6 protein-coding genes are annotated in these 12,347 nt (G+C 37.7%); all 6 read left to right on the top strand.

Annotated elements, in window-relative coordinates; translation table 11 throughout:
• Positions 1 to 34: 34 nt before the first annotated feature.
• Positions 35 to 1,201, top strand: a complete 1,167-nt coding sequence (locus tag B7699_RS00895; RefSeq protein WP_084926879.1) for an AI-2E family transporter — start codon at positions 35 to 37, stop codon at positions 1,199 to 1,201.
• Complete coding sequence (locus tag B7699_RS00890; RefSeq protein WP_192851987.1) at positions 1,191 to 2,420, top strand: tetratricopeptide repeat protein; 1,230 nt, start codon at positions 1,191 to 1,193, stop codon at positions 2,418 to 2,420. The genes B7699_RS00895 and B7699_RS00890 overlap by 11 nt, the downstream gene beginning before the upstream one ends.
• 140 nt (positions 2,421 to 2,560) lie before the next feature.
• Complete coding sequence (locus tag B7699_RS00885; protein WP_084926877.1) at positions 2,561 to 3,202, top strand: amino acid ABC transporter permease; 642 nt, start codon at positions 2,561 to 2,563, stop codon at positions 3,200 to 3,202.
• A 9-nt stretch (positions 3,203 to 3,211) separates the two neighbouring features.
• On the top strand, positions 3,212 to 3,841 hold the full coding sequence (locus B7699_RS00880) for an amino acid ABC transporter ATP-binding protein (RefSeq protein ID WP_084926876.1): 630 nt from the start codon (positions 3,212 to 3,214) through the stop codon (positions 3,839 to 3,841).
• 9 nt (positions 3,842 to 3,850) lie between these two features.
• Positions 3,851 to 4,690 carry an amino acid ABC transporter substrate-binding protein gene (locus B7699_RS00875; protein ID WP_084926875.1) on the top strand — a complete coding sequence of 280 codons (840 nt, stop codon included), beginning with the start codon at positions 3,851 to 3,853 and terminating at the stop codon, positions 4,688 to 4,690.
• A gap of 455 nt (positions 4,691 to 5,145) precedes the next feature.
• Positions 5,146 to 12,347, top strand: a 7,202-nt coding sequence (locus tag B7699_RS00870) for a Rib/alpha-like domain-containing protein (RefSeq protein WP_084926874.1), incomplete at its 3' end; no start/stop codon positions are given.

Here is a 12,347-nt window from a genome sequence, read left to right as displayed (position 1 = left end):
GGTATAATGGGAGAACAATAGAAAGGAAGTATTTATGGAGCACAAAGAGAAACATTTTAGCCTATCTTGGTTTTTCAAGTGGTTTTTGGATAACAAGGCAATTACGGTATTCTTAGTAACTTTGTTATTGGGACTGAATCTTTTTATTTTAAGCAAGATTAGTTTTCTATTTTCACCTGTTTTAGACTTTTTGGCAGTCGTGATGTTGCCAGTCATTCTATCTGGTTTGCTATATTATTTGTTAAATCCTATTGTTGATTGGATGGAAAAACGCAAAATAAATCGTGTTATCGCAATCAGTATTGTCTTTGTCATCATCGCTCTCTTTATCATTTGGGGATTGGCAGTAGCTATTCCAAATCTGCAACGTCAAGTTTTAACCTTTGCAAGGAATGTTCCAGTCTATCTCGAAGATGCTGATAGGGTTATTGATGATTTGGTCACCAAGCGTTTGCCAGATGATTTTAGACCTCAGTTAGAGCAAGTTTTGACAAACTTCTCAAGTCAGGCTACAGTTTGGGCAAGTAAGGTTTCATCTCAGGCAGTCAACTGGGTGAGCGCCTTTATTAGCGGGGCTTCTCAAGTGATTGTTGCCTTGATTATCGTTCCTTTCATGCTCTTTTATCTCTTACGTGATGGAAAAGGCCTACGTCACTATTTGACCCAATTCATGCCAACGAAATTGAAAGAACCTGTTGGACAAGTTTTATCAGATGTGAATCAACAGTTGTCCAACTATGTTCGAGGGCAAGTGACAGTAGCTATTATTGTAGCAGTAATGTTTATCATCTTCTTCAAGATTATTGGTCTACGCTATGCGGTTACGCTGGGTGTTACTGCTGGTATTCTAAATCTGGTTCCTTATCTTGGTAGTTTCCTAGCCATGCTTCCTGCCCTAGTATTGGGCTTGATTGCTGGTCCAGTCATGCTTTTGAAAGTAGTGATTGTCTTTATCGTAGAACAAACTATTGAAGGCCGTTTTGTCTCTCCATTGATTTTGGGAAGTCAATTAAACATCCACCCTATTAATGTTCTCTTTGTCTTGTTAACTTCAGGATCCATGTTTGGAATCTGGGGAGTCTTACTCGGTATTCCGGTTTATGCCTCTGCTAAGGTTGTCATTTCAGCGATTTTTGAATGGTATAAGGTAGTCAGTGGCCTATATGAACTAGAGGGAGAGGAAGTAAAGAGTGAACAATAGTCAACAGATGTTACAGGCTTTGGAAGAGCAAGATTTAGTTAAGGCAGAACATTATTTCGTCAAAGCTTTAGAAAATGATCCAAATGACCTTCTGTATGAGTTGGCAACTTATCTTGAAGGGATTGGTTTTTATCCTCAGGCCAAGGAAATTTACTTGAAAATCGTAGAGGACTTTCCAGAGGTTCATCTTAATCTAGCAGCTATTGCTAGTGAGGATGGTCAAATCGAAGAAGCCTTTGCTTATCTTGAGGAAATCCAAGCTGACAGTGACTGGTATGTTTCGGCTTTGGCTCTGAAGGCAGACCTCTACCAGCTGGAAGGTTTGACAGATGTGGCGCGTGAGAAACTGCTGGAGGCTTTGACCTACTCAGAGGATCCTCTCTTAATATTTGGCTTGGCAGAGTTGGATAGTGAGTTGGAAAATTACCAAGAAGCTATTCAAGGCTATGCCCAGTTAGATAATCGCTCAATTTATGAGCAAACAGGCATTTCTACCTATCAACGAATTGGCTTTGCCTATGCTCAGTTAGGGAAATTTGAAACGGCTACAGAGTTTTTGGAAAAAGCCCTGGAGTTAGAATACGATGACCTAACAGCTTTTGAGCTGGCCAGCCTTTACTTTGATCAAGAAGAATACCAAAAAGCTGTCCTCTATTTTAAGCAGATCGATACCATTTCTCCTGACTTTGAAGGCTATGAGTATGGGTACAGTCAGGCCTTACATAAGGAACACCAAGTTCAAGAAGCCCTGCGTATCGCTAAGCAAGGATTAGAGAAAAATCCCTTTGAAACTCGTCTCTTGCTGGCTGCTTCACAATTTTCTTATGAATTGCATGATGCTAGTGATGCAGAGAACTACCTCCTTACTGCTAAAGAAGATGCTGAGGATACGGAAGAAATCTTACTCCGTCTAGCAACTATTTATCTAGAACAGGAACGTTATGAGGACATTCTAGACTTACAAAGTGATGAGCCAGAAAATCTTTTGACCAAGTGGATGATTGCTCGTTCTTATCAAGAGATGGACGATTTGGATACTGCCTATGAGCTTTACCAAGAGTTGGCAGGAGATTTGAAAGACAATCCCGAATTTCTGGAACACTATATCTATCTCTTGCGTGAATTGGGCTACTTTGAGGAAGCAAAAGTCAATGCTCAAACTTACTTAAAACTGGTTCCAGATGATGTGCAAATGCAAGAACTGTATGAGAGATTGTAAGAATATATTTTTAAAAACTGTATCTAATCATTTTTGATAGATATAGTTTTTCTTTTTTAAAGAGAATTTTTTTACAAAAATTCTTGGTTATTTTGTTTATTTATGCTATAATAGGAACAATTATTTTTAGGAGGTGCAGTATGTCTTATTTGTTTGAGATATTACCAAGTTTATTGAGCGGTGCAAGCATGACTTTGCAGGTTTTTGCACTGGTCTTGATTTTTTCTATTCCCTTGGGCGTTTTGATTGCCTTTGCCTTGCAAGTCCATTGGAATCTCCTCCATCATCTGATTAATATTTATATTTGGATTATGCGAGGCACACCCTTGCTCTTGCAATTAATCTTTATCTATTATGTGCTGCCAAGTATTGGGATTCGTTTGGACCGTCTTCCTGCGGCTATCATTGCCTTTGTGTTGAATTATGCGGCTTACTTTGCTGAAATCTTTCGTGGGGGAATTGATACCATTCCTAAAGGTCAATATGAGGCTGCTAAGGTCTTGAAGTTCAGTCCTTTTGCCACAGTACGCTATATTATCTTGCCCCAAGTGACCAAGATTGTTCTTCCGAGTGTCTTTAATGAAGTCATGAGTTTGGTCAAGGATACCTCTCTGGTCTATGCTCTGGGTATTTCTGACCTTATCTTGGCTAGTCGCACAGCTGCAAACCGTGATGCTAGTCTGGTTCCAATGTTTTTGGCAGGAGCCATTTACTTGATTTTGATTGGTATTGTGACCATTCTTGCCAAAAAAGTTGAGAAGAAGTACAGTTACTATAGATAGGAGGCTGCCATGTTAGAATTACGAAATATCAATAAATGCTTTGGTGAAAAGCAAATTTTATCTAATTTCAGTCTAAAAATTCCTGAAAAGCAAATCCTGGCTATCGTTGGACCTTCTGGTGGAGGTAAGACAACCCTCTTACGTATGCTTGCAGGTCTGGAAACCATTGATTCAGGGCAAATCTTTTATAATGGAGAACCTTTAGAACTGGATGAACTAGAGAAGCGGAATTTACTGGGATTTGTATTCCAAGATTTTCAACTGTTTCCTCATTTATCCGTTCTAGACAATTTGACCTTATCTCCTGTAAAAACTATGGGAATAAGGCAGCAAGAAGCTGAGAAGAAGGCGCGAGGGCTTTTGGAACAATTAGGACTGGCTAGCCATGCAGAAGCCTATCCCTTCTCACTATCTGGTGGTCAAAAGCAGCGGGTGGCCTTGGCACGTGCTATGATGATTGACCCAGAAATTATTGGCTACGATGAACCAACTTCTGCACTTGATCCAGAATTGCGCTTGGAAGTGGAAAAACTGATCTTGCAAAATAGGGAACTTGGCATGACGCAGATTGTGGTTACCCACGATTTACAGTTCGCTGAAAATATCGCAGATCAGATTCTCAAGGTTGAGCCCAAGTAGGAGGTGCCGATGACTAATAAGAAAATTGCTTTAGTATTGGTTTCTATCCTGACTTTCTTTTTAACGGCTTGCACTCAGAAGGCTAGTGATCCAAAGCAGGATAACTGGGATAAGTATCAAGAGCAGGGGAGTATAACCATTGGTTTTGATAATACCTTCGTACCTATGGGATTTGAAGAAAAGGATGGCCAATATACAGGCTTTGATATTGACTTAGCACAAGCTGTCTCTGAAAAATTAGGTTTTAAGGTTCAATTTCAACCAATCGACTGGGATATGAAGGAGACAGAACTGCAAAATGGAACCATAGATGCCATCTGGAATGGCTATTCTGCCACTGATGAACGCCGAGAGAAAGTTGCCTTTAGCATTCCATATATGGAAAATCAGCAAGTTCTGGTTGCGAAGAAAAGTCAGCAAATTCGTTCAGTAGAGGATATGAAGGATAAGACCTTGGGAGCCCAAGCTGGTTCCTCTGGTTATTTAGACTTTGAATTCCAGCCAGATTTATTGAAAAATCGTGTTAAAGACCAGAAGGCTAATCAATACCAGAGTTTCAATGAAGCCTTGATTGATTTGAAAAATGACCGTATTAATGCCTTGTTGATTGACCGAGTGTATGCTAATTACTACCTCCAGTCTGAAGGTATATTAAATGACTATAATGTCTTTGCGGCTGGATTTGAAAGTGAATCTTTTGCTGTCGGTGTCAGACCTGCTGACAAAAGATTACTGCAAGCTTTAAATCAATCCTTTGTTGAACTACATCAAGAAGGGAAGTTCCAGGAAATCAGCCAAAAATGGTTTGGAGAAGATGTGGCAACCAAAGAAGTGAAAGAAGGAAAATAAAATAGATAGGAAGCCTAGTTTTGTTTTTAAAACTGGGCTTTGTTTTTTTATAGACTTTATTTTATAAAGTAGGAGCAACTTCTAAATTTTTTAGCTATTTTGGGCAGTTCTTGTGCATCTAGCTTAATTCTGTAATCACTTATCTATAGCTAAAACTTAATGAATGCGTGATAAAAATATCAGAAAATTCGTTTTTGTAATCAAATCATATGAGTAATCAAATAATATAGAAAACATGTGAATTAATATAAATTATATTTTTGTAAGGGCTTACTAGAAGATGGAGTTTGTGAAATTACTTTGGCGAGTATATCTCAAAATGCTTGATTTATATTCATAAAAAGAGTATAATGAACTGTAACCTTTTAAAATATGCCCATATATTTTAGGGGGGGGGCTTTTTATTTAGCCTTCTTGAATATATTAACTGATAATTATCAGAAAAGGAGTAAAGAATGTTTAAACTCAAAGGGCGTCATGTTCGCCAATCGCAAGTGGAGAGATTCACACGTTACAGTATTCGTAAGGTTAGTTTCGGTGCGGCTAGTGTGGCTGTAGCTACTGGATTGTTTTTCCTTGGTGGAGGAAGCGTCCAAGCGGCTGAACAAATAACCAATTCAGAACATACAGAAGTTCAAAATCATCAAAATCTAAATGATAAGTCCTCGGAACCTTCTAAGGAAGTTGCTGGACAAGTATCTGTTACTGATAAAGTGGCCGATGAACAAAATAATACTTCTGTAAAGGAGTCTGCTACTGACAAACAAGCCAGTGCAGTTGAAACTCCAAATGTAGTGCCAGAAAAAGTTTCTATTAATACAGCATCGTTAGATGATTTAGTTGCTAAAGTTGAAAGCAGACTGAGTCAATTAACTGAAGACAAGAAAACAAAATCAGTCATTGATGATGCTAAAAACTTACTTAATAAAGCAAAAGAACTTCTAAATGATGATAAAAAAACACAGGCTAAAGTAGATGCACTTGCTACACAACTTTCAAGTAACCTTAGCATTTTAAACAGTATCAAATCAGACACAACTGAAGAAGATAAAGTAAATAAAAACCAAGATCCACGAAATGGAAAAGAGATTCCAGGAAAAGGTGAGAGTGGGTTTAGAGCGGATACGTATAAACTTGATGATAGTAATAATGCTCAATTGCCAGATACAGCTACAACAGGTACTGATAAATTCACATTTGTAGCTTTACCAGAAAATGATCCAAGAAGGAATTCTGGAGCTATTGCAATAGCAGGTGGTGGAGCAGGAGACATAGTTGTAAATGGAACTGGAGAAGCTCCTACAGATTTAGAAATAGAGATGTATTCTTCTCAAAGAACTGGTCAAGTGGAAAACCCAAAAGCAATGTCAACAGTAAATGGACAACCAGCTACATCTCCAGGTAGAATGGATTACCCACTTTCAAAAGAACAGGTTCAAAAATTACAAGAAGAAGCTAAGTTATGGGTAGGAAAGGAAAAACCTGACGGTAACAGAGTTACAACTAACCTTGGAGCAGTTTATGGAAGTTCAGGAGCTTATGAATTTTTGGCAACAGAAATTTATAAGTTAGGCTACGAACAAGGAGTAGATCGTGTTTATATTCCAAATATCTCTAATCGTTTTGGAGTTTCTGAGAAAGCTACACAGGCAGGTTGGAAAATAAAATCAATTGAACCGAGTAACTTGCCTCCTGGTTTAATATATGACAGGGAAAGTGATTCGATTCAGGGTAGAGTAGTTGCAAATCTACAAAATGGTGTCTATGATTTTAGATTTGATGTGGCAGCGGAGAATGAAAGAACTCATCAAATCGTTAGAATGAAGTTTCAAAATTTAAGATCTGGTTGGATTGGATGGCAAGATACACAACCACCTAAAATTGAAGTTTCTAATGATGCATATGAGGCAACTGTAGGGCAAAATGTTAATATTGAAGTGAAATATAGTGATGATGCAGGATCTAACTTTTCTGGAGATAAAAGAAGAGTAAAATATACTTTAAAAGATGGAAGAGTTGTTGAAATTGGTAATCAATCATATAGACAAGCAGTATCAGGATTAGCAGGTCATTCAACTACTAAAAATCAAGGACCTGCAGAGACTTCAATACCTGGTGTAACTTATGACTTATCTAGAGATAAAACACCTACTGAAAAAGAAGCTAATGGTGATGAAAAAATATTTGGTAAAGGAATATTAACAGGTTCTCCAACAAAAGCTGGTATATATACAGTTTCTGTATTTGCTAAAGATTATAATAATAGAAATAAATCAGATACTACATGGATTCATTCTGGTCATGAAGTACAGAAGTACATGACAGTAGTGGTTAAACCAACAGCAACTGTAAAAAATGTTCATGCATATGCAACAAATATTCCAGTAACAATCTCAGAAGGTGCTTCATCAGCAGAATTAACATTGCCAAATGGTAAAGTTATTAAATTAGAAGCAAAAAATGGGAATTGGACTCTAGCTGATGGGGGAGCTGTGCTTGGACCAGTTGGTGGAGAAATTAATGTTCCTGTATCACAAGAAGATACAAAAGATGCTGCAGTAGACACTATTAAAGTAAAAGCAATAACGGAAAATGTTAAAGCAACTCTATTAAGAAACGAAATAGAGTTATTAGGCGATGATGGTCAGAAACACACAGCAAGGTTAAGTGAAACAACTGGTCATTGGGAACTAGAAGATGCATATAAAGAAGTGAGAACTCCGACAGCAGATGGTGAATATAAACTTACAAAACGTCAAGTTTATACAGAAGTGCAAGCTGATGGTTCTACAAATTATTATATATACTCTTATACAAGAACTTTTAATGCTAATGATAAAGTAGTAAGCGTAGATGAAGTAACTAGACCAAAAACCGTTGTACCTAGATTAAATACTGAAAATACCGAGGGAGCAACTACAACTGTAGAATATGATGCTGTAACAAAAGAATGGAAATCTTCAGATGGTTCTAATGTAACGGCAACAAAAGAAGGGGATTTCTGGAAAGTTAGAACAGATTCAGGATTTACAGGATTAATAAAGGGAAGTAAAGCTGAGTCAGTAGAAGATAAAGGTTCGATTCTTAATGACGCTCCGACTGCAACTTCAACTTCTTATACAGCTGTAAAAGGTGCAACAGTAGATTTAGTGAAACAAGCATCAGCAGCAGTAACTAAAACAGACCGAGAAGATGATTCAACTACATCACCTAAAAAAGAAACAACTGTAACAAAAGTAACTGTAACATCACCATCAGGGCAACAATCAGAATATACAGATTTAGAACAAGCAAAAGCTCATCTACTATCAGAAGTAGGTACTTACACAGTTAAAGTTGAAGTGAAAGATAGTAATGGAAATGTTGTAACTGCTAATACTGATACTGAAACTGGAACAGATAAAGGTGCTGAAACTGCTGTAAATTCAACTACATATACAATTACAGTTGAAGATCAACCAACCAATAAATTGTATACAGTTGAGGATGATACAGTAACAAATGATCAGTTGAAAGAAAAAGTAAATCCTACAGCAGTAGAAGGGTTTACTGCAACTAAAAATGATATTACAGATATCCCAACGACTGCAGGTAAAGCGGGTCAAACATTGCCAACTCCTGCAACAGTTACTTATACCAAAGGGACTGAAACAATTTCAGTAGCAACTAAAGTAGATATTGTAGTTTTACCAAAAGTAACTCCAGAAGGTGTAAAAGTACTAAAAGATAGCACTAATTTAGAAGAAGTGGTAAAAGCAAAAGCCACAGAAGCAGCTACAGCGACAACTAAGTTGCCAGATGGTGTAACTGTAAGAGTTAAAGAAGTTAAAGCAGGAACAGTACCTGCAACGACAGCAACTGGAGTACAAACACCAGCAACAGCAGTTGTAGAATATGTAAAAGATGGTAAAGTAGTTGCAAGTAAAGAAGTAAAAGTTCCTGTAACAGTAGTAGGTTCAACAGCAAAATCAGTAGTAGTTTTCGAAGGTGAAAAACCAACAGCAGATCAAGCAAAAGATGCCGTAACACCAGGAACAGATGGTACAAAAGGTGAACCAACAACCTTACCAGAAACAACAGGAAAAGCAGGAGCGACTGATGTAAAAGTTGATGTGCCAGTAACATACGACAATGGTAAGTTAACTGAAACAGTGAAAGTTCCAGTAACAGTTTTACCAAAACCAGAAGCTGATGAAATTCTTGTTCCTAAAAATGGCGACAAAGAAAAAGCAAAAGAAAAAGTACTTGCTCAAGCGAAAAAATCAATCGAAGATGCAACATTTAAAGGTAAATTACCTCAAGGTGCAACAGTTACAGTTGATGAAACAGCTACAATAACAGTTCCAGACTTGACAGAAGATACTGAAGTGGATGTGACTGTTAAATACACTGTAGATGGTCAAGACAAAACTACAACGGTTAAAGTGCCAGTTACAGTAGTTGAAGGTGTACCACAAATCGTACCAGTTAAAGAAACAAACGATGTTCTTCCAGACCCAGAGAAGAGTATTGATAAAACAGATTATCCAGAAGGATCTACATTTAGATATAAAACACCAGAAGGACAAACATCTCCAATCGATGTAACAACAACTGGAGATAAGAATGTAGTTGTTGAAGTGCTTGACCCACAAGGAAACACAATCGTTGAAGTACCAGCAACTGTACGTGTGGTGGAAAGTTATCCTAAATATGTACCAGTAGATCCAGCTAAGAAACAACCAGATCCGAAAGATAACATTAATCCGAATGACTTCCCAACTGGAACAACATTTGAATATAAAGATAACACTCCAGTAGATACAACAACACCAGGTGAGAAACCTGTAACGGTAGTAGCTAAGCTGAATGGACAACCAATTACAGAAATTCCAGCTAAGATTGTTGTTGTAGAACCTAAGACACAGTATGTTCCAGTAAATGCTGAAGGTGATAAGAAACCAAAACCACAAGATAGCATTACCCCAGATGATTATCCAGAAGGTTCAACATTTGAGTATAAGACGCCAGAAGGAAAAACAGAAGCCTATGATGGTTCAACACCAGGTGAAAAAGATGTAACTGTAGTTGTGAAAGATTCAGATGGTGATCCAATTGTAGAAGTACCTGCGAAAATTAAGGTTGTTCAAGGTAAAGAACAATTAACTCCAGTGAATGCCGAAGATAAGGATAAACCAAAAGCTGAAGATAGTATCACTCCAAGTGATTATCCAGCAGGTTCAACATTCGAATACAAGATTCCAGAAGGAAAAACGGAAGCATATGATGGATCAACTCCAGGGGATAAACCAGTTACTGTAGTTGTAAAAGATAAAGATGGAAAAGTGTTAGTAGAAGTACCAGCAACAATTAAAGTAGTTGAAACAAAACCAACACCGATTGAAACACCAGTAACAAACACTCCTTTAACTAAAGACGATTATACAAAAGGAATGAAGATTCCAGAAGGAGCAACTGTTAAGGTCGGCGATCTTCCAGATTTAACAACACCAGGTAAGAAGGATCCAGTTAAAGTAACGATTACATTACCAAACGGTAAATCTTATACAGTAGATATACCAGTAACTGTAACTCCAGTTAAGGAAATCGAAACACCAGTAACAAACACTCCTTTAACTAAAGACGATTACACTAAAGGAATTACGATTCCAGAAGGTGGTAAGGTTACTAATGTTGAAAATATTCCAGATTTAACAACACCAGGTAAGAAAGAACCAGTGAAAGTAACTGTTACATTACCAAATGGCAAAGTAGTTACGGTAGAAGTACCAGTGAATGTAACTCCAGTTAAGGAAATCGAGACTCCAGTAACAACCACACCATTAACACGGGACGATTACACTAAAGGAATTACGATTCCAGAAGGTGGTAAGATTACTAATGTTGAAAACATTCCAGATTTGACAACACCAGGTAAGAAAGATCCGGTTAAGGTAACGATTGAATTGCCAAATGGTAAAGTTATCACAGTGGATGTTCCTGTAACAGTGACACCAGTTAAGGAAATTGAAACCCCAGTTACAACAGGTAAATTGACTCCAGAAGATATTTTAAAACAAATTAAAGTACCAGAAGGAGCAACTACTAATGTTGAAAACATTCCAGAATTAACAACTCCAGGTAAGAAAGATCCAGTTAAGGTAACTGTAACATTACCAAATGGCAAAGTAGTTACAGTAGACGTTCCAGTAACTGTAACGCCAGTTAAGGAGATCGAGACTCCAGTCACAACCACACCATTAACACCGGACGATTATACTAAAGGAATTACGATTCCAGAGGGTGGTAAGGTTACTAATGTTGAAAACATTCCAGAATTAACAACTCCAGGTAAGAAAGATCCAGTTAAGGTAACTGTAACATTACCAAATGGCAAAGTAGTTACAGTAGACGTTCCAGTAACTGTAACGCCAGTTAAGGAGATCGAGACTCCAGTCACAACCACACCATTAACACCGGACGATTATACTAAAGGAATTACGATTCCAGAGGGTGGTAAGGTTACTAAGGTTGAAAATATTCCAGACTTGACAACTCCAGGTAAGAAAGATCCAGTTAAGGTAACAATTGAATTGCCAAATGGTAAAGTGATTACAGTGGACGTTCCTGTAACTGTAACGCCAGTTAAGGAAATCGAAACCCCAGTCACAAAAGATAAATTGACTCCAGAAGATATTTTGAAACAAATCAAAGTACCAGAAGGGGCAACTGTTAAGGTGGGAGACTTACCAGACTTAACAACGCCAGGTAAGAAGGATCCAGTTAAAGTAACAATCACATTACCAAATGGCAAAGTAGTTACGGTAGAAGTACCAGTGAATGTAACGCCAATTACACCAATTGAAACCCCAGTCACAAAAGACAAATTGACTCCAGAGGATATCTTAAAACAAATCAAAGTACCAGACGGGGCAACAGTTCAGGTAGGAGATCTTCCAGACTTAACAACACCAGGTAAGAAAGATCCAGTTAAAGTAACAATCACATTACCAAATGGTAAAGTTGTGACTGTAGAAATTCCAGTAACTGTAACACCTATTGAAGATATTGTTAAAAAACAAGGTGATCCAATTACTACTGAGGATGTTGAAAAACACATTCCAAAAGGAGCAAAAGTTATCTCAATTGGTGACAAACCTACAACAGATGTTCCAGGGGAAAGACCAAGTATTCCAGTTGTGATTGAGTTACCAAATGGAATTCGAGTAACTGTAAATGTACCAGTTATCGTAACACCAAAAGTTACGCCTGTGGTAGTTAAAGTTGGAACACCAGTTACGCCAGAAGATGTTAAGAAACATATTGAATTACCAAATGGATGGAAGGTAACAAAAGTAGGAGAAATCCCAACAACATCAACACCAGGAACAAAACCAGTTGTTAAAGTGGAAATCGAATTACCAGATGGACGTAAAATTACTGTCGATGTACCAGTCATCGTTACGCCAACCGTAAGACAAATTGTTGTACCACAAGGAACACCAATCACACCAGACGATGTGAAAGGACATATCGATCTTCCAAAAGAACCAGGATGGGAAATTGTCGAAGTAGGAGAAATCCCAACAACAATTCCTGCTGGAGTGAAACCAAGCGTTAAAGTGAAGATTAAAGTTCCAACTGGAGAAATTGTTGAAGTAGAAGTACCAATCATCGT

Origin of the sequence: Streptococcus mitis (assembly GCF_002096835.1) — a bacterium.
GTDB lineage: Bacteria > Bacillota > Bacilli > Lactobacillales > Streptococcaceae > Streptococcus > Streptococcus mitis_W.
The sequence above is the reverse complement of the archived record's forward strand: the minus strand, read 5'-3'. Positions and strand labels throughout refer to the sequence as shown.